This window comes from Marinobacter sp. KM021, from assembly GCF_050707965.1.
Lineage (GTDB): Bacteria > Pseudomonadota > Gammaproteobacteria > Pseudomonadales > Oleiphilaceae > Marinobacter > Marinobacter shengliensis.
Genome location: NZ_CP136129.1, coordinates 4,084,598 through 4,106,472 on the forward strand (window position 1 = coordinate 4,084,598; position 21,875 = coordinate 4,106,472).

A 21,875-nucleotide genomic window follows, 5' to 3' on the forward strand; every position below is an offset into this window, starting at 1 on the left:
GGATGGGCAGTTACACAGATTTATTTACAGGCTCAAGCAGATAAATCTTTTCAATGGTGATATTGACCTCTCCTCTTTCAATCTTACCTACATAGCTCCTATCGATCCCCGAGTCATGAGCAAGGCGTTCCTGAGAAAATCCTTTTGATTTTCGAATCGCCCGCAGATTCCGGCCAAACGCTTCACAAACCGGTGAGCCCATTTCTCGCCCTCACAAAGGGCAAGACTATGGCTTCTTGAGGCATGACGAGCCACGGCATATACTACCCATTTTCCCGGGTCGACCAGATCGGCCTAGAGACCAATCGGACCGCCTTATGAAAAAGCCTCAGCCCCTGTATGTCGACAACATCCTGATCGAACTCCTTCGAGAACAGTCAGACACCCCTTTCTCAAACACAGAAATTCGGGATATGTATATCGCGCGAATTCCGCAAGATGAGCGGCCAAACGGCAACCAACTCCGCAAGCACATATACAGAGAACTTCTACGACTTGAATCAGCCAAGATAATCGAACGTCACGAGGGATCTACTGGTCGCGGCTGCAAATTTATCTACCGCTCAGAGCAAAAAAGCATTTCTCTGGAAGCCAAACCTTCACCATTTAAAACGGCAGATGGGCAAGTTGAATCGTCGATGGATGTTGAGACACAACGGGCGCTGCAGGAGGAACTCTCTAATCGGAAGGTCGAACTGATTGCCAGTATTGGTGAAGCGGAGGAATACCAACGCCTCTATCAAAAATACCCGGCGCTTCGGAGCGCCGTGAAGGTGCAGTATCTGGAGTCTCGCGAGAGAAGCACGAAGCTTCTGGGCCAACTTCGTGCTGTAGAGTCGGTCATTACGAAAATTGGGTTTCCCGCATGATCCATTTGCGCGTTTGGCAGAGCGAGTGCATCGATCAAGCGATCGATGCGTTTGAGTACCAAACACACTTCCTATGTCATGCAACACCAGGGGCGGGCAAAACCGTCATGGTTGCGTCTGTGGCTAAAGCCCTTCTGGAACGTAATAAAATTGATTTCGTATTATGCTTCTCCCCTTCTCGGGCAGTTTCACAAAGCGTCGCCTCGACATTTAGCCAAATCCTTGGGCGAAGCTTCAATGGCCAGATTGGTGCAGCAGGTGGCTCTTACACCTATCAGTCGATGAACACCCTCCCCAGAGAGCTATGGCAAGTGCTGAGTGAACACAGAGTCTTCGTGGTATTGGACGAGATTCATCACTGCTCCGGCAGCAGTTGGGAAGAACTCACTATTGGCAACAGTTGGGGGCGAACAATTCTCGATAGGATTCAAGGAAAAGCTTCCTTCACAATGGCGCTATCGGGAACGCCTTGGAGAACTGACGACACCCCAATCGTACTATCTCGATATACGCAGCTCGACGGCCAACTCCATTGTGATTACGAATACGGGCTGGCGTGGGCGGTTACTGATGGCGTTTGTCGAGCCCCAAAAATCGTGCTCACTGACAACCGAGAAATCAGCCTGAAATCATCTGAACTCGGCCTTAAAACCTATTCCAGTATCCGAGACACTATCAAGCAGGGTCATATTTCTTACCCCGACTTTCTTTTTCGGGAGGAGGTGATCGACCACACGCTTTCTGAAGCATCGAAAAAACTATCAGAGATTCGGCTGCAGATCCCTGCTGCGGCCGGGTTGATCGTAGCAGCGACAGTGGCACATGCAGAGCAGATCGCGAACAGGCTTTTAGCGCTAGGCGAGGAACCTGTTGTTGTCACTTGCCGCACCCCGGAAGCTCATCAGATAATCAACAACTTCAGGACCTCCTCAGATCGATGGATCATCTCTGTAGGAATGATCAGCGAAGGAACCGACATCCCTCGACTCCAAGTGTGCTGCCATCTCAGTAGAATTCGAACAGAACTCCATTTTCGGCAGGTCCTCGGTAGAATCCTTCGGCGCCAAGCGGACGAACCGCCTGACGTTGGAGGTTGGCTCTACGTCCTTGCAGAATCGAGCCTGACCGAGTTCGCACGTAGAATTAGCGACGACCTTCCAGAGCAAAACGTGGTTTCGTTTTCACCAAAATCGTCAAAGCAAAACTCGGATGCCGCCTCAGAGTATGCGGCTCTAGCGAAAGACGGTGAGGCTTCAGAGTGGGGCGGCAGTATCGATGTGAGTGGCACATGGCTTTCTGGACCTGATCACACAGAGCAAAAGGAAAAAACGGAGCTTTCTATGAGCAATCATTATTGGAGTGAGATTCTGTCGCTGTTCGAGGATCGAATCGTGTGACCCTTTACTCAGAAATGACTGCCGTCAATACCTATCATGCCCGCGAGTTCGCTGGTCAGAACGACCTGAACTCACCGCCGGCAGGGATGCCAGGCGAGCGCGACACCTGCACAGTGGTGTGACACGCCAGGGAGAGGCCTGGCTTCGACCTGCCTTTCAAACGCCACCGACACTTTTGCTCTATAGCGCTACGATGAGTGGTGCGATTGACGCAAATATATCTATGAAAAGTGAGTCTTTAATAATAACTAGCGGGGTTTTAGAAAATCCCACACGAGTTATACATGCCGCCCGATCCCTTGAACTCTAATCGCAACCATCAATTGATCGATGACCCCGGTTTTAGGTCGGAACCTAAACTGGGGCGTTTCGACGCAATGGAACCGTCCCTACCAAATGTGTATATATATTGTATGTTGGACGTCGGTCAAAGCTTTGACAACTGAATCACTTTGGGCTTGCACACAGCATTAACTCATAAACACAATCATTTCTAGGAGGACATCGATTCGATGAGTCGCTTTAGCACCAAAGCAATCGTTTACATGCATGACCTCGTTGCTGGCCACCTAGAACGCTCGGGCAACCAGGTTATCTTTCAGTATGATGAACAGTATCTGCCACTCGGAAAGCCACTCAGTATTAGCTTACCCCTGAGATCGGAACCCTATAGATCAAATGGCTTGCCCGCATATTTTAGTGGTCTATGCTCGGAGGGTTGGCTACGACGAGTACAGGCTTTCCAGCAAGGGATCGATCCTGATGATTCTTTTCTTCTATTAATCAATAATGGAAAAGATCTCGCAGGGGCGATCACAATCGAACCCATCGATTAGGCAAGCATGTTTTCTCCCCTGACCGCTCCACGCGTTTGATGGAGCCCGGAGTTGATTGTTTTCCATTTTACTGATTTCGCTGCGTGGCAGCCTGACTGCATTCAGCTACTTGTTGTTGCGTCAGCCCGAGTGACTTGCGGACGCTCCTTTAAACTCTTGCCGACACTTTTCACAATGCACCCTATTAGCGACAATCAACCGCCGACCTTCTGAATTTGTCACTAAAAAGCGACAGAAAACCGAAAAAACACGGGGGCGTGTCAAGCTGCAATGTCAACTACTCCCTTTCAAGTTCTGAGTGGCCAAGTCGGCCTTTGGATGGGAGGCTTTCAACGAGCTCATCCAGCACGCCAAAGCATAATACCCTCCAGAGCAATATTCTGAAGCAACGATGGGTTGGAGTAGCAACCCGGATTGGTCCATTGACACTCCCAGACCGGCAGGGCCTGAATTAAAACTCCTGTTTCAAGGAGCACATCAAATGCCAGGCCAGCCATCGCCAGCTTGGTATCCACGAAATCCTCCGGCTGTCCACTCAGGATAACGGCCACGTCTGCATCACTTTCCTCGTGATAATCGCTACGGGCTCGGCTGCCAAACAGAATCAGTTGAAGGGGATCGAACCGATCAGCAAGTCTTTCCAAAAAGACGAATACCGCCTCCCGAATATCCACCTGGTCACCCATAACGATCTGTTCCAGGCCGACGGACGCAACCTGATCCCAGTACCGAAGCTCCTCTGGTATCGGTGCTTTTGGTTCACACTGGGTGATCAGATCATTCAGGTTGTACTTCTTCTTAGGCATAGTCTACCTTCGATGTCCTCTGCGCCCCCGGATCACCACAGCTTGCTGCACTCCGGTTGCGGGACGGGTGAACCTGTCTAGCGTTTGGTATTCACCATCCCACTCCTGAGCATGCCGGTAGCGGATAACCTGCTCAGTCGTAAGATCAACGATATCGTCAAAGCCGGTTTCGTAGCCCTCAACCAGCACCGGTGTTTCCGGCGGCAGTGACGTCAAACGAGCTATCAGCTCTTTCGCTGTCATCGAGACTCCGCCGTCAAGTTCGACCATTTTCATATCTCCAACACCACAGGCTGATTTTTTGGTTCATAGCGAGCCGTGCAGGTACTGGCATTGATCAGCTTCGTGTTTCCTCGCTGGTACTGTCCGTACCCCTCATGGATGTGCCCAAAAATGTGTGCTTTGAGAGAGAGTTGCTGAAGTCGGTCAAGCAAATCAACGCAACCAACATTCTGGCACTTGAACCCTACATTGACCTCATCCCCGATACCGTGAGGCGGGCCGTGAGTAATGAGGACATCGGTGTTGTCCGGAATACACTGCCAATTTTTGTAAAGCGGCTCACCACGCTCCAGCATGAACGCCCAGTCCATGAAGGTGGGTGTCCAAGGCGACCCCCAAAATCGTAAGCCGCCAATCTCGACGCCACTGTTTTCCAGGTATATGGCGTTGGTCAAAGCTTGCCTGGCCAGATCTGGCGTCTCCTGAAAGGCCCAGTCGTGATTGCCGGCAATCACAATCTTATAGCGGTGCGGTAACGTACCGAGCCAATCGTTAAGTTCTTCAATGTTTTCCAGAGTGCCCTGGCCCAGACTATCACCGGCGTGGATCAGTACATCGCCCTCCGGAATTGCCGGGATGCGGCGGTGCATGCTGTGGGTATCTGAGATACAGACCAGTTTCATGATGTCCACTCCTGTGGTGTTAACAGTTCTGGCTCCAGGCGCCAATCCATATGAGATAGCAGTCGGACCATATTGCGCGCATCGTCGACACCGCGATGGTGGTGGCCTTCAAAGCTCAGGCGGTGATAGGCCATGGCGTGGACCAGACCGTTCTCTTTCTTTTGTCCGGTCGTTCTGCGCCAAATCCGCTTCAGGTTCAGATGCGGAAACCCCATGAATATCGGTGCCACGCCCACACGTTCACCTTGAGCTTTGATATGCAGGCGATCGTAGTTGCCCCAGCTGCACCAGATGAAGTCTTGCGATGGGGCCCCCAACCACTCGTCTAGCGCCTGAATCACACTTGAATAGGCTGGAGCTTGATCCACCATGGCCTGGCTGATACCCGTCAATTCCGTGCAGAAATCACTGAGCAGTGGATTCTCAGCAGGGCGTACCAGAAATGACCGGCTATCCAGCAAGACGCCTTGCCGTGTTGCCAACGCGCAACCGAACTCAATAATTTCCATGTTGTGGACACTTTGTGGCTCGCCCTCCGGGTTTATCCGGGAATCCCAGCAAGTGGCCTCGAGATCTACGATCAATAAGTTGCCGTTATTCATTTCGAGGCACCTTTGCCACTCTGTCCAACACTTGGTGAACCGGCATCAACGGCACCTGCCCCGTCTTTGCCAGCGTGTCAATCCAGAGCTGATTGCCTTTCTGAACGATCTCAGCGGTTCCTATATGGCCTGACACCACGGCCGAGATGCCCGAAATGGTGTGGTCCGCCCTTTGAGCTCGGCTCCAGGGCCAGGTGCATTCAATGGCAAAACGCTCTGAGAAGGGGCTCCCCTGAACAGTGCGCCAGTCGTCAAACGGGCTTTGGGCATGCACCAGCCCAAGATACCCTTTCTCGCATTCCAGTGTGATGGTAAGCGGAAGCTGGTAACGGCACCGGGTTGCCAGGCTCTGATACGAGGCCTCGTCCAGGCTGGCAACCCAGTCACCACCCATTCCCCGATGTTTGTATCGGCTTCCGGTATCTTCAGCTCCAGCAATAAACATCAATTCATGGTTGCCAATCACGCTGTGTACCCACTCTGTTGCTAACACCCACTCCAGGAGCGCTCTGGATTCTGGACCACGATCAATGGTATCCCCCAGTAAAAACAGGCGATCAACCGTTTTATTGAATCCGGCGCACGACAAAGAGGATTGCAGAGATTCAAACTCACCATGAAGGTCACCACAGACCCAGTCCACTCCGATCGGATTAGCAGCAACAAAACGGTGCGGGGTCAGTCGCATGCTCATTAACAAACACCACATATAGGCATATTGCCTTTCTATATCAACAAGATGTAGATTTCAGACTAGCAATGTCGATCTAAAAATGCCAGAGTTATCAAGCGCCCCCACAGGAGGAACCAGGCCATGACAACAGAACCATTATCCGAAGCCGAACTGCTTCACGGTCTGGATGCGTATGGTGCCCATGCAGACGAACTGGCCACTCCCACCACACAGCAGATCTTTGCGTTTCGCGCCTTTGATTTGCGGGATCGTTTTCCGGCTCCCTTTCCGGATTTTCGCGGGGCGCTGGAGGCCTTGCAGAGCGGTACCGCCTACCTGCCCGAGATGTCCGGGGAAATTGTGGCCTACTGTCGGGATGGTCGCACTATCCCCATTCCTTCAGAATTGTTCATGCGAACGCAACCCCGCTTCCGTAGCCGGGATGAAGCCGAAGAATGGGTTCGGGACAGGCTAACGTCGATAAAACAGGGCGATGCTTTAGCACGGCTCAAAGGCGCAGCGCTCTGCTATCCAAACGCCCCGTTTGAGAAACAGATTGAGGAGGCTTTGACCATCAAGGACAAACACATGGTTGGCCCCTCTGAAAACGACGCAGTTTGTGAACAGGTGGAACGCTGGCTTGTGTCTCAACAGGCGTAGCGATGCTCAGAATCACGCGAGTTGAACGTCACCCTTTCTATACCTTGCCCTATCGGACCAGCGGGCCTTCCGGTAAAGCGGTATTTCAGCAACTACCGTTTCATCGGGCTTTTGCGTCCGGGTTACCCGCTGACGTTAAAGCACTGGTTCTTACGTCAGACTTACAAGGCCGGGAACATGCGCCTGCCAATCGCCTGATGGGCGTAGCGGTGGCAGAGAATCTTGCCGCTCTGGTAACAGAAAAATCAATCCCCGCGCCTCAAGCGGTGTTGCTTTGTGGCGACCTCTACGATTATCCGGACTGCCACAAGCGGGGCGGCACCGGGCCTGTGGACGACGTGTATGCCGCATTTTCAGACTTCGTCCCTCACGTCATCGGAGTTCATGGCAACCACGACAACCTGGCAAACGGTGACTCGTTGCCTGGCAATACGGTGATCCTCGATGGCCAGGTTCACGACGCCTCCGGCCTCCGAATAGGCGGTGTCAGTGGTATCGTTGGCGATCCTTGCCGCCACCAGAGGCGGACGTCAGAAGATTTTCTGACCGTCATGGAGCGCGTGACGGCTCAGCACCCGGAACTTCTTTTATTGCACCAGGGGCCCGAGGACGAACAGCGGCTTCGAAGAGGTGATCCCGACGTCACGCTTTCTCTCGGACCAGGGGAAAATAATCGGAGACATCGACTAATTCCAGCCGACCGAAAAATCAGGACGTTTCCGGGTGATTCTCGCCGGCTACTGTCCAGGTACTATCAGGTTCCTGAACGCTGCGCCAAAACGGTTTTAGTCGTCGCGAGAGGAGGAATGCATAGAGCCCCAAGGCCAGTGATGCATGGGAAGTATTATTCTCGTGCTCGTTATCTGGTTACCCCGTACGCTTTGCATCAAAGTAGCGTCGAGCTTCCATAAGATGCCTCATGGAACCTCGCGCCAGAAAGTCCAAGGCAGACGTTCCAGCGAAAGGAGCATCACAGGTTTCCAGGCGCATCCGGCGATTGGCGCGTTCGGCCGTTGGGTACATGGCTCTCAAGGATCTGTAGATGCCCAGGATGTAGCTGATGCGCTCCAGGGTATCCGGTGGGAGCTTAATGTGGGGCAATTTCTGATACTCGGTCAGCGTGCTCTGGGATACACCGCCGAGCATCTGCATCATTTCTTCCTGTGTGCAGTCCCACTCACTGCAGATACCAAAGAATCCTTTGAGCGCAACATGCCCTTTGGCTTCTTCGTCATCGAGGGCCATTATGATTGCCCTTGCTTGGGCTGATCTCGATCCTCCATAAAGTCGTCACTGACGCCTTCCGAGTCGAAATACTCATCCCAAACCGGGTCGGTCGGCCGGTCATAGCGTTTGACAGAACCTTTCAGGCGCTCCAGAGGAGTAAGCTCCTGAGGCAACGGCTCAGCCAGCTCATCGGCATGGGCGGTATGGGCATCGAGGCCGTCCAGGAGTTCTTTTTCGATTGGGCGCTTTGTTGTCATGGTCGGGGGTGCTCCACATTCATCACTCAGCTAGACAAGAATGAGCAAATTTATCCGGTAACGCCACTCATTGTTGGCACGATTCCAAGATTAGTACCAATTAGTAACGCAAATTACTAATTGGTACTAAGCGGCAAACCACAGCGACCGACTTAACGGCGACACTCCTCGAGAAACTCTTGAAACCAGGCCGACTCCGCTGTCGAGGGCTTGAGATCATACAGCTTCACCACCCGAACGAACCGGGCCACATAGCCGCACTGACCCGCCGGCGGCAGCCATTCGTCCGGCCCTTTAGCGCCCTTGCTCCGATTCAGGCTCGCCTCGACCGGCAGCAAGTTCACAGGATCGTTAGCAAACCGCAATCGCCTCTCTCCGGACCACTGGCGAGCTCCGCGATCCCAGGACCAGGCAAGCGGCACCACGTGGTCAATGTCGATGTCGGAGGCATTTTGGATGACGTTGCCGGTAAAAGAGCTCACCCAGCGACCAGTTACCACGCGACAGCCACGATCCGTCGCAAAGCGAACCTGGGTGGTGGAGCTGGCTACCAGAGCTTCGGCCCGACTGTTCTGGTTATCACTGAACTTTTTTGTTGACTGGAAGTGAGTGAGTGACTGGACACCCTTGTATGCTTGAGTTGGAGCCGTGATTGATTTAGAAATCCAGGTGTCAACGATGACAGTTCTAGAACGTTTCCCCGCAGAAACAATTAGCGTCTCCAAAACATTCCTCCAAAACATTTTTGTTGACTGATCGACTCATCAATTTAACCTATTCTCGGTATCCAAGGGCTCTGCCCTCTCGCCGCAAGCGGCGATTCACCCGAGGTATTTAAGGACCAGCAATGTTCTGGTATTCCGACCATAGATTGGCCGCTTTGGCCAAACTATGGAGTCATAGGTGAGCAGAATTGGCCGCTTTCTGATAAAAGCGGTCCTTTTTCAAATAGGGGTTTACCCGGTCCGCTATTCGGAAACAAGGCACGCTGAGGTCGCAAAGCGGACATTTAGAATAGGCGGACAGCGACCGGCACAGCCAAGCTAATGGCCCACAACTGGAAGCCGGATGCACCTGACAAACTGTAATGCCCGGGCGCTTGCTCGCTGAAAAGAGCGGCGCGTTTTATCCTCTCATGAGAAATCCGGGCTACTCCATGAATTACCTCAGAGACCAAAATGTTTTATTTTTCGATAGAGAGTGGCTCGTGTTATCCCTAATTCTCGAGCTGCGGCACTGACGTTGTGATTGTGTTTCTCAAGCACACATCGCACCGCCTCGCGCTCTGCAGCGGCGAGTGTGCCGCCCTCGCCAAGGTCCACCTCCGCAGTGTCATTTTGGACCTTGATGTCTTCGGGCAAGTGTTCAACATCGATAATTCCCTGAGTAGACAGCGCCTGACCAAGATTCAGTGCCTGCTGGAGCTCTCTGATATTACCTCTCCACGAATGGTGCCTTAAGAGATTACGAGCCTCGGATGTCAGAATCGACGGGGAATCTTCCTGTGAAATTGATGCCAGCAAGTGATCAATCAAAGCGTCGAGGTCTTCACGCTCCCGCAGAGCAGGGAGCTGCACCCTGAGGCCATTGATCCGGTAATAAAGATCGCTCCGAAAGTCTCCGCTTTCCATAAGCTCATCAAGGTTCCGATGTGTCGCACAGACCAGAGAAAACGAGACGGGCCGAGGCTTCTCTTCTCCAAGTCTTGTGACAGTGCGTTCCTGCAAAACACGTAGCAAACGTGCTTGAAATTCCAATGGCATATCGCCTATTTCATCCAGGAAGAGCGTACCGCCGTTCGCCTCCTCAAACTTCCCCCTGGCGCCACCACGTCTGGCACCGGTAAATGCACCGTCTGCGTAGCCAAACAACTCTGATTCGATCAACCCGGCAGGAATAGCCGAGCAGTTCACGGCAACAAACGCGCCTTTTGAAGAGGGCCCATTGGCATGTAACGACCGTGCTAAAACCTCTTTGCCCGTTCCGGTTTCCCCAGTCACCAGAACCGGAACTCCAAACTGAAAAGCCCGATGCGCCTTGTCGAAAAGTGGTTTTGTAGGCTCGCCCACGTAAAAAGACTGAACGATGTCCGGCCGTCTTTGCTGTGGCATCGAGTTGACGCTCAAAGGCCCTTTGCGAAGACTTTCAACTTTAAGAAAAAGCCTTGCCCCATTGTGACATTCAACCTCAAGAGGGCTTTGTTGTGATCCCTCAATCTCGGCAGCGCGGCATGAGAATAAGTCTTTGAAACAGACATGACTCTGCATCTTCTCGAGAGAATCGATATCCAGCATCTGCCTGGCCGAGGGGTTTGCACCTAAAACTTCACCATCCTCGCCGAAATGTATCAAACCACGCATAGGTGACTGCGTAAGCTCCGGGCGATAGTGAAGCGCGAGGACTAAGGCGCCACGCAAATCGTCGACCATTCGATTCTCAACAGACCGAGTTGCGAGCGTAACTGCCTCAAGAATCCCGACCGGTCGGCCATCATAAGGTTTCGAAGCATTCAAAGCCCCGACCAGCGTCCCTGCAGGGTCAAAAATGGGCACTGCCACGCAGGATAGATCGCGGAGAGAATGCAAGAAATGCTCACTTCCACACACAAGCGACGGCCTGCCTTCTATCAAAGCGCAACCGGGGGCATTGGTTCCAGCTATATCCTCTGAAAGGTCCATACCAGGATTCAAAGCGGCTCCCAGCAATTCGTAGCAGGGACTGTCATTGCCGAAATATTTAATGCTGTGGCCTTCTCTTTCCACACACGCCAAAACCCAACCTGCAGAACTGATTGCACGAAACAACCGATGCATTTCAGGCTCCGCAAATGTCATGAGACGCTGATGTTGATTGCGGATATGAGAAATCTGGTCGAATTGCGCGGCCTCAAGTAAGAGCTGATCAGAGGGGGACACGCCATGTTTTCTGCATCTTAGCCAAGAGCGCAAAACCTCATCCCGCACCCACTGGGATGGTACAACACGCCCTTCGTCAAACAACTCACGGGCTTGCTGGACCTGAGTGTTCAGATCAACGATCTTTTTATGCATAAGGACACCCACCACTCTGTATTTTTTTTATTCAACCATCCAATTTTAGTGTATTGAAACGATCCATTTTTTTCCAAAAACTAAAACATAGATGCTATAAAGCCGCATAAGTAACCCCCTCTGGCAGGATAGTTGGCACTACTTAATTTTTAACCAGTTGGGCGGTTCAGGTGTTGATAGTGCCTCGTTATTCCGAAGAACGTAAAGCCGCCGTGCTGGCGAAGTTGTCGCCGCCCCACAGTATGAGCGTAGCCGCTCTGGCGCGGGAAGAAGGCATTTCGGATCAAACCCTTTACAATTGGCGGACACAAGCCAGAGATGAAGGACGCCCGGTGCCCGGTTCCAAAGCTAAGTCAGACCAGTGGTCAGCAGAAGCAAAGCTGGCAACCGTGATTGAGACAGCTGCGCTGTCCGAAGAAGAACTCAGCCAGTATTGCCGGGAGAAAGGGCTTTACCCTGAGCAAGTCCGGCGCTGGAAAGAAGAGTCCCTGCAAGGCTTCCAGCGCAGTGCCGAGCGGGAAAAGCAACTGCGCAAGAAGAGTCAGGCAGACCAGAAACAGATCAAGAAACTGGAGCGCGAATTACGCCATAAGGAAAAGGCTCTGGCCGAAACCGCTGCACTGCTGGTGCTGCGAAAAAAGCTGGATGCGCTCTGGGAAAACGACAACGAGGACGACTAACCTCGGTCCCTGAGCGCAGGGTAATGATTGACCTGATTCAGGAAGCCATGAACGCCGGGGCCCGGCTGTTCAAGGCCTGTGGAGAAGCTGGCATTGGCTTGCGCACCTATCGCCGCTGGTTCCGTGAAGGCGAGGTTCAGCCCGATAGGCGCCCGGAAGCTGTGCGCCCCAGGCCGGCAAACAAACTCAGTGAAGCAGAGCGCCAGCAAATTCTGTCGACCTGTAATTCGGCTCGTTATGAAAGCCTGCCGCCGTCCCAAATCGTGCCATCGCTGATGGACGAGGGGCTGTACCTGGCCTCGGAGTCGTCGTTCTACCGGATACTCAAAGCCCACAACCAGTTGAACCATCGGGGACAAAGCCTTGCACCGCAGCGATCCCGGGAAGCGACCACGCATCATGCCTCCGGCCCGTGTGAGGTGTGGTGCTGGGACATTACCTACTGCGCTTCAACCGTGCGTGGGCAGTTCTATTACTTGTACATGTTTGAAGACGTATACAGTCGCAAGATCGTGGGTTACGAAGTCTACGAGGCTGAGAGCGGCGACTACGCTGCCGGGCTGTTGCAACGTTGCCTGCTGCGAGAGCAGTGCCTCCACCGGCCTCTGGTGCTGCACTCGGATAACGGAGCCCCGATGAAGGCGCAGACGATGAAAGCAAAGCTGGAGGAACTGGGTGTCCTGCCGTCTTACAGCCGACCGCGGGTCAGCAACGACAACGCGTTCTCGGAGTCCCTGTTCCGGACTCTGAAATACCGCCCGGGATGGCCTTCATCGGGATTTAACAGCCTGGAGGAAGCCCGGCGCTGGGTCGACCGCTTCGTCAACTGGTACAACCATGAACACAAGCACAGCAAGCTGCGGTTCGTAACACCGCATGAGCGCCACAGTGGTGAGGACGCCGCTATCCTCGCCCAGCGTCAGCGGGTTCTGGAGCAGGCAAAAAAGAGAACTCCAGGCCGATGGGGCCGTCGCCCCATCAGGAATTGTGAGCCCGTCGGCTCAACCACGTTGAACCCGGAAAAACGAGTGGTAGAGAAAGACGTCGCTTAAACAGAGAAATCAGTGCCAACTGTCTTGAAAAACACCGGTAATTGTTTCATAATAATTTCCTAAGGATCAATCGATCTGGCATATTGATTGCTTAACTTCGAGTGCAATACCAACAAAACTAATAAGAGGCTGCATCATGTCATCTGTATCAAACTATAAGCACAAAAGTTTACTCCGTTCCAGAATTGGGAATTTCTGCGTCGCTTCTGCTGGCCTGGCCACTATGTTGCTGGCTTCTGGTAATGCAGTAGCTATTGAGGTTGATGCCGGGGATTACACAGCATTGCCCGCCGGCACCAATCTTGGATTGGTCTACTATCAATACGCCACTGCCGATTCCCTCTACTCGGATGGAGACAAGGCCCCCATTAACGCTGGATTGGACTCACAGGTAGGAATCCTGCGTGGGGTGCATTTCACTGAAATTGGCGGTTATACAGTAGACCCTCAATTCCTCCTTCCATTCGGCAAGGTAGAGGGAAAAGACGATACCTCTGCCCTCGGTGACACCAGTGGCATTGGCGACCTGTTCCTTGCCGCAACCGTTTGGCTTGTAAACAAGCCCGAAAGTAACACCTACTTCGGCATTACTCCGGTTCTGTATGTTCCTGTAGGGAGTTACGATCGGAATGACACATTAAACCTCGGCGAAAACCGATGGAAATATGCATTGCAGGCGGGTTACATCACCGGTCTTACCTCTAAAATCTCGTTAGACCTGATTGGTGATGTCACTTTTTTCGGCAAGAATGACGAACTTGGTGCCTCCAAAGCCACTCTGGAACAGGATCCCTTGTACCAGTTCCAAGGCTTCCTACGTTATAACGTAACACCTCAATGGGATCTTCGCACCGGCATTTCTCATACCCTCGGCGGTGAGACACAAGTAAACGATATAAACCAGGACAATGACCTTGCAACTACCAAGATGACTATCGGTACGGCATGGTTTGCGAATCCGGGACTGCAACTAATCGCAAATTATGGAAGAGATTTGTCCGTAGAAAATGGATTTAAAGAACAGCACCGACTCAACTTTCGTATTCTAAAAGCGTTTTAAAATCCCATAAAACAGTAATAACAACGAAAGGATATAAAAATGAAACTGACTAATAATCACTACAGAAAACGTCTATCAAAAAAACTAACAAGTAGTGCATTAGTTCCATTTTTCGTAATCGGAGCCAGCACTGTTATTGCGGCTGATCAGGTAAATCAAAGCTATATCATTGAAAACGCCAAAACCGGCAAGGACTGGCCAACCCATGGTTTTGATTATGCGGAGACGCGCTTTAGCCCTCTCGCCCAAATTTCGGCCGATAATGTCGAAAACCTCGGGCTTGCATGGTCCTACAACCTCGAGTCTACCCGAGGAGTCGAGGCCACTCCGCTTGTCGTGGATGGCGTGATGTACGTCACTGCTTCCTGGAGCATTGTACATGCACTCGATGCAAAGACCGGCAAAAAACTATGGACCTACGACCCTGAAGTACCCGGGGAGGCGGGCTCAAGGGGTTGTTGTGATGTTGTAAACCGCGGTGTGGCAGTGCACTACGGAAATGTCTATGTTGCATCCTACGATGGTCGATTGATCGCTATTGATGCAAAAACCGGCGAAAAAGTCTGGGAAACGAATACTCTGCCCGACAACGACATGAGCTATACGATTACCGGCGCACCTCGAGTTGTTAACGGCAACGTGATCATAGGCAATGGTGGGGCCGAATTTGGAGTCAGGGGCTACATCACAGCTTACGACGCGAAAACCGGCGCACAGAAATGGCGTTGGTATACCGTGCCGGGAAATCCGAACGAACCGTTTGAAAACGAAGCCATGGCTCGCGCCGCGAAAACCTGGGACCCAAGTGGAAAATACTGGGAGGCCGGTGGCGGTGGCACCGTATGGGACTCCATCGTTTTTGATCCGGACCTGAATCTCTTATATATCGGCACAGGTAACGGCTCTCCATGGTCACACAAGAAGCGGAGCCCGGAAGGTGGAGATAACCTCTATCTCTCCTCAATTGTTGCTCTCAATGCCGACACTGGTGAGTACGTGTGGCACTACCAAGCCACGCCCGGGGATAACTGGGACTATACTTCAACGCAGGACATGATTCTCAGCGAGCTCATGATTGATGGGGAGCGTCGCAAAGTAATCATGCAAGCTCCCAAAAACGGCTTCTTTTTTGTTCTCGACCGGACAAATGGTGAATTCATATCGGCCGATAATTACGTCGATGTTAATTGGGCCACGGGATACGATAGCAATGGTCGCCCAATAGAAGTTCCTGAAGCACGATCCATGGACGAACCCTTCGATATCATCCCTGGGCCTTTTGGTGGACATAATTGGCACTCAATGTCTTTTAACCACCAAACCGGCCTGGCTTACTTCCCGTCTCAGCACATCCCGATCACACTGGTCGAGGACCCCTCCTGGGAAAGCATAGAAAGCAATGAGCCGGGACAACCCATGAGTGGCATAGGTTGGAACACCGCCTTCCAATTTAACGTAGCGCCACCATCAAGCAAGCCGTTCGGGCGACTTACAGCCTGGGATCCCGTTACACAGCAGGAAGCCTGGCGTTACGAACACGTCTCTCCCTGGAACGGCGGAACCCTGACAACGGCCGGCGATCTGGTATTCCAGGGAACCGCAGACGCTCGCTTTATGGCATTCAACGCTCGGACGGGTGACCCCCTCTGGGAATCCCCAATGGGTACCGGCGTCATTGCAGCGCCCATAACCTATGAAGTGGACGGTACTCAGTATGTCTCTATTGCGGCAGGCTGGGGCGGTGCTTTTGGAAAATCCCAGAGGGCCTCCGACCTCAAGACCGCCGGCACTGTTTATACATTTGTCCTGAACGGTGATGCCGAGATGCCTGAGTTCACCCAGTATCAGCTGAACTCTCTGGTTTCGGGCGTTGAATACAATCCCGACTTCATTGGAGAAGGCACGGCTCTTTACGTCAGTAATTGCGTGTTCTGTCATGGCGTTCCCGGCGTAGACAAGGGCGGTAATATTCCAAACCTGGGTTATTCAAAGAAATCAGTCATTGAAAACCTGGACGCCTTCCTGTTTCACGGTCCATTCGTTTCCAGTGGCATGCCCGATTTTACCGAAACGCTGAGTAAGACAGATGTCGAGAAAATCAAAGCGTTTATTCAGGGTACTGCAGACGCTATCCGTCCAAAAAGTCAGTGATTTGGGGGAAACTAATGAATACGTTCACAAAACATCCACATGGTTTAGAGAATAAAACCCAGGCGTTCCTGGCACGTCAAAATCACCGTATGCTGATAGGCGGCCAATGGGTTGATGCTCTGGAAAACAAACGCATAGAGGTAGAAAACCCGGCTGAAGAAACGGTTATAGGAAGCATACCCCTTGCACATCCTGATGACGTTAACAAAGCGGTTAGCTGCGCAAAAAGTGCGTTCAATAGTGATGACTGGGGCCGAATGAGACCCTCCGCCCGTCAGAACCTGCTTCTCAAACTTGCAGATCTGATCGAGCGAGATGCCAGAATCATTGCTGAGCTGGACGCGATCGACAACGGCAAGTCTGTTGCTGTTGCCGAAGCTGTTGACGTAAGCCTGGGACTGGAATTCTTTCGCTACATGGCCGGATGGGCAACAAAAATTGAGGGCTCGACTCTTGACGTGTCCATGCCCTTTGCCCCGGCTGACTCTGACTTTTCTGCTTATACCCGACGCGAACCCGTCGGTGTTGTTGCCGCGATCATACCGTGGAACTTTCCATTTCTGATGGCCTGCTTGAAACTGGCTCCGGCACTTGCAGCGGGCTGCACGGTTGTGTTGAAGCCTGCGGAACAAACATCGCTCTCTGCCCTCTATCTGGGCGAGCTGATCGAAGAGGCAAACTTTCCTGACGGGGTTGTCAACATCATTACTGGCGAGGGCCAGAGCACCGGGTCAGCACTGATAACTCATCCTGACATCAACAAGATTAGTTTTACCGGATCCACTGAGGTAGGTCAGATCATAGGCCGTGCTGCGATGGATAATATGGCGCGAGTTACCTTGGAGCTGGGGGGCAAGTCTCCAATGATTGTTCTGGCTGACTGTGATGCGGAAAAGGCTGCGCAAGGAGCAGCGGCAGCAATCTTTTTCAACCATGGACAAGCCTGCAGTGCCGGCTCCCGACTTTACGTTCACCGGAGCATTTCTGACAAGGTCCTGGATCGGCTCGCCGAGTTAGCAGAGGCCATCCCGCTGGGGCCTGGCCTGGATCCAGATGCTCAAATGGGGCCACTCGTGTCCCGGGTTCAGCTAGACCGGGTTTGTCACTACATTGAGACGGGGCGGCAGGAAGGTGCACGCCTGGTTACCGGCGGCGAACGTGCTGACCGCAAAGGTTATTACGTCAAGCCCACCATATTTGCGACCGAAGACGACTCTCTGGTCATAGCCAAGGACGAGATCTTTGGTCCCGTTCTGGTGGTCATCCCGTTTGATGATATCGAGGACGTCGTAGCCCGGGCCAACGATAGTCGATATGGGCTGGCAGCGAGCATCTGGTCAAACGATCTCTCTGAGGTGCAACGCTTAATCCCGAAATTAAAAGCAGGCACTGTCTGGGTAAACGGGCACAACATGCTTGACGCCAACATCCCATTCGGGGGCTATAAACTCTCCGGGGTTGGACGTGATATGGGTAAGCAGTCACTCGATTCATATCTTGAAACAAAGTCGGTTGTCATTGCCCTTTAGGAAGAATGCTAAACCCCGGCCCTGAGAAGCCGGGGTTTAGCTTTGATTGGTCGACCATTCAACTTCCGAGAGTCGAATACCACCTTCCTCACAGGTGAGCCACAAAGCTTCATCGATATGGGGATCAACAGAATGACGCAGGTCTGCTGTATGGCTCCTTGCGCGATGCCGCTCGAGATAGTCAGGTATCCATGCGGCGAGGAGTGCGAGCAGCACACCAGTAAATGTATGTACAGTTTGGCGAGGAATAACAAATGCTAGAAGAAGCCAATAACCTCAGAAGCTTGTCAAAGAGCCAAACCACGCTGCACTCCCTCCCGGTTCCTGACATTGGCCAGGAAGAAGTCGGCAAAACGTCATTATTCAAGGCTATGATTGCTGATTGTCAGCCGCTTTTTCGCGATGCCTTAAGGAGCATTATTCAGAGAAATCATGATTGCAAACATGTCTTCGAGGCATTCAGCTTGGAAGACGCCATGGAAATCGTGAGTGAGCATGGCAGCCTTGATCTCATCTTCTTCGATCTCGACATGCCTGATATGAGAGGGCTTGGTGGGCTTGGTCGTTTAAATGAGATCGCGCCTTCGCTCCCCACCATAGTCATGTCGGCTAGAGTAAACAGATATGTCACGTCTCAGGCGATCGGTCAGGGGGCCATGGGGGTCATAGCAAAAACTGCATCAAGAGATGAAATTGTCGACGCTATTCGACAGGTTTTGGATGGCAAGATTTGCGTTTGTGCAGGCTCTGACGAATTCGAAAATGGTAACGGCCGTGGTGCTGTCATGGCCGGCTCAGAAGCAGAGGTTGATCCGAGCCAGTTTCAATCTTTAACGAAGCGACAGCTGATAGTTTTAGAGAGAATGACACGCGGAGAGTCTAACAAACAGATCGCGTACAACTTGCACTTGGCGGAAACCACTGTTAAGGCTCATGTTTCGGCTGTCCTACGTAAACTGAATGTTCAAAATCGCGCGCAGGCTATCCTTGCAGCGAGTTGCCTCGACCTAGTTTCTCAAATGCGTAAATAGCCAGTTGTTTCGATTCAGCGCAGACCTAAAACGAAGCCAGAGTCGAAAACTGACTGAAAACTCAAATCAGCCGGTGGGTGACGATGTAAGCATCCCTGTTTTAATTGCGCCGCGAATTAGAGTTCTCCACACGATTGTGTTTTGCCAAAAACTCCAATGTCAGAGGGACTTTCGGTGACTCCGGAGGGGGGGAGGCAATCAGATCATGAAGCGCCGAAGAAAAGGGCCGTTTTGGGTCAAATTCGGTCGTTTCTGAATGTTCGCTTTTGTTTAGGAGAGGATCTTTTACTCTGGCTTGATTCTGTGGTGAAACGGTCAGTCGCGGCACCGTAAAAAAGGACCGCTTTGAGAACAGAGCGACCAACTTAACGTGACAGTGGGCGGCCAAACTATGGTGTCGCTATCAGTTCCGCTATGATCGGATTGCGGTACAGGGAGAGGTCCCGATGGCCGCGACCGGCGATGAGGGGGCGTGCCGTCAATGGCTAACCCCCGAATCCCTCTTCCCTTCGAGCAACAAATCTTTCAAGTAACTCGCTCGCCTGTTGGCATTACTCACTGACTTCGCCATTGAAGCAAAATCGCTGCTGTTCCCCACGATATGAACCTCGGCTTCTGCACGAGTCACCGCTGTATAGAGCCAAGCTCGATCTGAGATCCGCCCCTTCTGGATTGCGACTACGATTCTTGGGAACTGGCTACCTTGGGCCTTGTGCAGCGTAATGGCATAGCCCAGTTCCATACAATCGAAGATTTCCTCCGTGATCGGAATTTGCTCACCTGTATCCAGCGTCACCACGCCATAGGTGTCCTGATCGTCCTGATAGCCACGTTCTGTCGAGGTCAAGACGCCCAACGAGCCGTTCTGAATACCGAGGTTGTAATTATTTTTGGTGAACAGGATAGGGTCACCCAATCGGAGATCCAGGTAGAAATCCTCGCCATAGAGGGTAAATTGCAGACGCTCACCATCTGGGTTAATCAGCCGCTGACACTCCTGATTCAGCTCTCTGACTAAAGCCTTGGTTGCCCCGACGATTTGAGTGGGCTGAGGAGAATCTGCATAGAGCGCCTTGCACCGATCAACAATCTGTTCTGAACTCGCCTCATGGAACGTAATCGCTCCACAAGACAACGAGCGAGGGACCTCGCCACGATTGATGGTGGCTGAGTATTCAGGTATTCCTGTCGCACCTTCCTGACGCTTCACAATACGAAGTGCCTGAGTCGCCACCGCACCTGACTCAACGATGTCCGACAACACTTTGCCGCAACCGATTGGCGGGAGCTGATTGGGGTCGCCAGTGAGAATGATCCGAACCGATGGATCAAGATGCGTGATGAGTCGGTACATGGTTGGAAGGTCAATCATGCTCGCCTCATCGATGACGAGGACATGCTTTGGGCGATCCAGCGTGGGCTCTATCGGCTCCTCTCGAAGCAACCGGGCAATGGTCATGGTGAAGAAGCCAATGCTCTCGTGCAGCCGCATTGCCGCTCTGCCAGACAAGGCAACCGCATGAACTTCATATCCCAGTGAGTTGTACGCCCTGAGAACTGTCCTCAGCACCGTCGTTTTGCCCGTTCCGGCACCACCGATAATGCAGGACACAGAGTTGGTCAGACTGGATTCAACGGCCTGCACCTGTTGTTCCGTGAGGTCATAAGGCAGATCCAGAACCGCATCGGTTAAGGCTTTGAATACCTCCTCATCTGAGTCAGTCATGCTGGCCATGGATTTCAGGCGTTTGGCAACGACCGACTCCATCATGATTTGAGCGGTAGGATGGTAGGTGCCGTTATCGGGTCGGAGGATAAATTGGCCGCTCTGATGCCCGTTTTCGAAAGCGGCCGTTGTCAGTTCGGCGTCCTGTAAAAGCTCGTTAACCAAAGGCTTGAGGGCTTTGTGGGTGGCGTAAGTATGCCCCTTTTCAACCTGTTTGCGGATTGCCGTCTCCAGTGCCCCGGCAAGGCGCTGGGGCGCAGATTTCGCAAAGCCTAATCGCTCTGAGATGGTATCAATGTCCGTAAACGCCATCCCAAATCCAAGAAGTGCATAGGGATTGCTCTTGAGGACATCGACAGTGCGTTCATCGTGGTATTTCAGAATGCGTTGCTGGATACGCAACGGGATTCCGAGCGAGGCCAGCCAATTAGCGTGTGCGAGGTTTCGGTATTTGGCGTAGCCGTTGTATAGGGCGTCTACCGATACATCACTCAGAATGCCCTTCAGAAGCTCCCTGTGATCCGCTGTGTCGTATCGCAGCATCTGGTGTAGTTGGCTGCCGAAGGCGTCCCAGAGCGCCCGTGCTTTCGCCTCACCAATGCCGGTGAAATCTCTGTCTGACGCAATAAAGCGGATCAGTGCCTCACCGGATTCTGGCAACGTGCATTCCATTTCAACCGGCGCGTTATAGACATGCTGCTGTAGTTCAAAGTCGCCTGCCTGAACCGCCTCCAATACCCGCTCACCACGCACGCGCCATTGCTGGCCTACAGATGGTTTGATGGGCAGAGACTGGTTTTCGCACCGGATGGAGATGATGTATTTCCCGCTGTTGATGCGGTAGCTGTTGGCTTTCAGCGGGACACCAGAAAAGATCGTGTATTTTGCGCCTTCATGCTGACAACTGGTTACGCGGAAATAGTCTTCATTCATGGGGCGACACCAAATTCCGTCAGCACCTCAGATAACTCGCCATAGCGCTTGAGTTTGGCTTCCAGCGTTGCTACGCGGGCTTTCAGCTCAATGTTTTCCTGCTCCAGAACGGAGAGTCGTTTTGACTGCAGTGACCGCTGATTGGCGCTGGCATCGTAAGGCTTTGGCGCAGACCGTTGTTGCTGTGCGGATTCTAGCAGTGGCGGTAATACGCCTCTTTCACGGAGGTCCGTTTCGAGATGCTCCAAGGCCGTTTTTATCGCCGGATTCTGGCGCAAGGCGCTCTTTCCGATACCGATAGCGTTGGCAACTTCGCCACGGTTTAGCTGGCCGCGAGAGACGATCTGCTTGAAATCATCATCGGTTTGCGTAACGGCCCAACGCTGAAAGGCAACAAGGTTTTCCCGCGCTTTCTGCTGTCCGTTTGCCAT

The 21,875-nt window shown here is 52.5% G+C and carries 23 protein-coding genes; 11 read left to right on the forward strand and 12 right to left on the reverse strand.

What is annotated here, in order from left to right; translation table 11 throughout:
* Positions 1–10 precede the first annotated feature (10 nt).
* Positions 11–202 carry a helix-turn-helix domain-containing protein gene (locus tag RVM24_RS19045; protein ID WP_431474581.1) on the reverse strand — a complete coding sequence of 64 codons (192 nt, stop codon included), beginning with the start codon at positions 200–202 and terminating at the stop codon, positions 11–13.
* A gap of 115 nt (positions 203–317) precedes the next feature.
* Here RVM24_RS19045 and RVM24_RS19050 point away from each other — a divergent pair, with 115 nt between their 5' ends.
* The 4 genes from RVM24_RS19050 to RVM24_RS19065 all read left to right on the forward strand — a co-directional run bounded on the left by RVM24_RS19050 (position 318) and on the right by RVM24_RS19065 (position 3,102).
* Positions 318–869, forward strand: coding sequence for a hypothetical protein (locus RVM24_RS19050; protein WP_431474582.1), 552 nt, complete (start codon positions 318–320; stop codon positions 867–869).
* Positions 866–2,266 (forward strand): DEAD/DEAH box helicase, encoded by a 1,401-nt coding sequence (locus RVM24_RS19055; RefSeq protein ID WP_431474583.1) that lies wholly within the window; start codon positions 866–868, stop codon positions 2,264–2,266. The genes RVM24_RS19050 and RVM24_RS19055 overlap by 4 nt, the downstream gene beginning before the upstream one ends.
* Positions 2,263–2,388: a hypothetical protein gene (locus tag RVM24_RS19060; RefSeq protein WP_431474584.1), complete on the forward strand. Its 126-nt coding sequence runs from the start codon at positions 2,263–2,265 to the stop codon at positions 2,386–2,388. Before RVM24_RS19055 ends, RVM24_RS19060 begins: the two co-directional genes overlap by 4 nt.
* Positions 2,389–2,778: 390 nt before the next feature.
* Complete coding sequence (locus RVM24_RS19065) at positions 2,779–3,102, forward strand: HipA N-terminal domain-containing protein (RefSeq protein ID WP_431474585.1); 324 nt, start codon at positions 2,779–2,781, stop codon at positions 3,100–3,102.
* A 338-nt stretch (positions 3,103–3,440) separates the two neighbouring features.
* Here the strand turns inward: RVM24_RS19065 and RVM24_RS19070 are convergent, their stop codons facing one another.
* Genes RVM24_RS19070 through RVM24_RS19090 form a run of 5 tightly spaced genes read right to left on the reverse strand, consistent with a single transcriptional unit; the run spans position 3,441 to position 6,109 of the window.
* On the reverse strand, positions 3,441–3,908 hold the full coding sequence (locus RVM24_RS19070) for a nucleotidyltransferase family protein (RefSeq protein WP_431474586.1): 468 nt from the start codon (positions 3,906–3,908) through the stop codon (positions 3,441–3,443).
* A 3-nt stretch (positions 3,909–3,911) separates the two neighbouring features.
* Positions 3,912–4,178 carry a hypothetical protein gene (locus tag RVM24_RS19075; protein ID WP_431474587.1) on the reverse strand — a complete coding sequence of 89 codons (267 nt, stop codon included), beginning with the start codon at positions 4,176–4,178 and terminating at the stop codon, positions 3,912–3,914.
* A gap of 2 nt (positions 4,179–4,180) precedes the next feature.
* Complete coding sequence (locus tag RVM24_RS19080; RefSeq protein WP_431474588.1) at positions 4,181–4,813, reverse strand: metallophosphatase domain-containing protein; 633 nt, start codon at positions 4,811–4,813, stop codon at positions 4,181–4,183.
* The gene (locus RVM24_RS19085; protein WP_431474589.1) at positions 4,810–5,415 is read right to left on the reverse strand and encodes an exonuclease domain-containing protein; all 606 of its coding nucleotides are present in this window, start codon (positions 5,413–5,415) and stop codon (positions 4,810–4,812) included. Before RVM24_RS19085 ends, RVM24_RS19080 begins: the two co-directional genes overlap by 4 nt.
* A complete protein-coding gene (locus tag RVM24_RS19090) occupies positions 5,408–6,109 on the reverse strand; it encodes a metallophosphoesterase (RefSeq protein WP_431474590.1) in 702 nt (233 codons plus the stop codon). Before RVM24_RS19090 ends, RVM24_RS19085 begins: the two co-directional genes overlap by 8 nt.
* 120 nt (positions 6,110–6,229) lie before the next feature.
* On the opposite strand from RVM24_RS19090, the gene RVM24_RS19095 reads away from it, so the two are divergent.
* Complete coding sequence (locus RVM24_RS19095) at positions 6,230–6,748, forward strand: hypothetical protein (protein ID WP_431474591.1); 519 nt, start codon at positions 6,230–6,232, stop codon at positions 6,746–6,748.
* 197 nt (positions 6,749–6,945) lie between these two features.
* Entirely contained in the window at positions 6,946–7,659 is a 714-nt protein-coding gene (locus tag RVM24_RS19100; protein ID WP_431475419.1) for a metallophosphoesterase family protein, read from the forward strand.
* Here RVM24_RS19100 and RVM24_RS19105 read toward each other — a convergent pair.
* The 4 genes from RVM24_RS19105 to RVM24_RS19120 form a co-directional block, all read right to left on the reverse strand.
* Complete coding sequence (locus RVM24_RS19105) at positions 7,616–7,993, reverse strand: antitoxin Xre-like helix-turn-helix domain-containing protein (RefSeq protein ID WP_291825418.1); 378 nt, start codon at positions 7,991–7,993, stop codon at positions 7,616–7,618. The genes RVM24_RS19100 and RVM24_RS19105 overlap by 44 nt on opposite strands.
* Complete coding sequence (locus RVM24_RS19110; protein WP_431474592.1) at positions 7,993–8,232, reverse strand: hypothetical protein; 240 nt, start codon at positions 8,230–8,232, stop codon at positions 7,993–7,995. Before RVM24_RS19110 ends, RVM24_RS19105 begins: the two co-directional genes overlap by 1 nt.
* Positions 8,233–8,384: 152 nt before the next feature.
* A complete protein-coding gene (locus RVM24_RS19115) occupies positions 8,385–8,957 on the reverse strand; it encodes an HNH endonuclease family protein (RefSeq protein WP_431474593.1) in 573 nt (190 codons plus the stop codon).
* A 441-nt stretch (positions 8,958–9,398) separates the two neighbouring features.
* Positions 9,399–11,282, reverse strand: a complete 1,884-nt coding sequence (locus tag RVM24_RS19120) for a sigma-54-dependent Fis family transcriptional regulator (RefSeq protein WP_431474594.1) — start codon at positions 11,280–11,282, stop codon at positions 9,399–9,401.
* A 179-nt stretch (positions 11,283–11,461) separates the two neighbouring features.
* Between RVM24_RS19120 and RVM24_RS19125 the strand changes: the two genes are divergently transcribed.
* The 5 genes from RVM24_RS19125 to RVM24_RS19145 all read left to right on the forward strand — a co-directional run bounded on the left by RVM24_RS19125 (position 11,462) and on the right by RVM24_RS19145 (position 18,785).
* Positions 11,462–13,014, forward strand: a protein-coding gene (locus RVM24_RS19125) for an IS3 family transposase (protein ID WP_431474595.1) whose coding sequence is annotated in 2 segments (ribosomal slippage) — positions 11,462–11,930 and positions 11,930–13,014 — 1,554 coding nt in all. Because the reading frame shifts where the segments join, the coding sequence is not laid out codon by codon here.
* 136 nt (positions 13,015–13,150) lie between these two features.
* On the forward strand, positions 13,151–14,074 hold the full coding sequence (locus tag RVM24_RS19130) for a transporter (protein WP_431474596.1): 924 nt from the start codon (positions 13,151–13,153) through the stop codon (positions 14,072–14,074).
* A gap of 39 nt (positions 14,075–14,113) precedes the next feature.
* Positions 14,114–16,225, forward strand: coding sequence for a PQQ-dependent dehydrogenase, methanol/ethanol family (locus RVM24_RS19135; protein WP_431474597.1), 2,112 nt, complete (start codon positions 14,114–14,116; stop codon positions 16,223–16,225).
* Between the two features lie 14 nt (positions 16,226–16,239).
* Positions 16,240–17,754 carry an aldehyde dehydrogenase family protein gene (locus tag RVM24_RS19140; protein WP_431474598.1) on the forward strand — a complete coding sequence of 505 codons (1,515 nt, stop codon included), beginning with the start codon at positions 16,240–16,242 and terminating at the stop codon, positions 17,752–17,754.
* A 254-nt stretch (positions 17,755–18,008) separates the two neighbouring features.
* Positions 18,009–18,785 (forward strand): LuxR C-terminal-related transcriptional regulator, encoded by a 777-nt coding sequence (locus RVM24_RS19145; protein WP_052479352.1) that lies wholly within the window; start codon positions 18,009–18,011, stop codon positions 18,783–18,785.
* A gap of 478 nt (positions 18,786–19,263) precedes the next feature.
* On the opposite strand, the gene RVM24_RS19150 is transcribed toward RVM24_RS19145, so the two are convergent.
* On the reverse strand, positions 19,264–21,444 hold the full coding sequence (locus RVM24_RS19150) for an ATP-dependent DNA helicase (protein WP_058091438.1): 2,181 nt from the start codon (positions 21,442–21,444) through the stop codon (positions 19,264–19,266).
* Positions 21,441–21,875 carry a VPA1267 family protein gene (locus tag RVM24_RS19155; protein WP_431474599.1) on the reverse strand — a complete coding sequence of 145 codons (435 nt, stop codon included), beginning with the start codon at positions 21,873–21,875 and terminating at the stop codon, positions 21,441–21,443. The genes RVM24_RS19150 and RVM24_RS19155 overlap by 4 nt, the downstream gene beginning before the upstream one ends.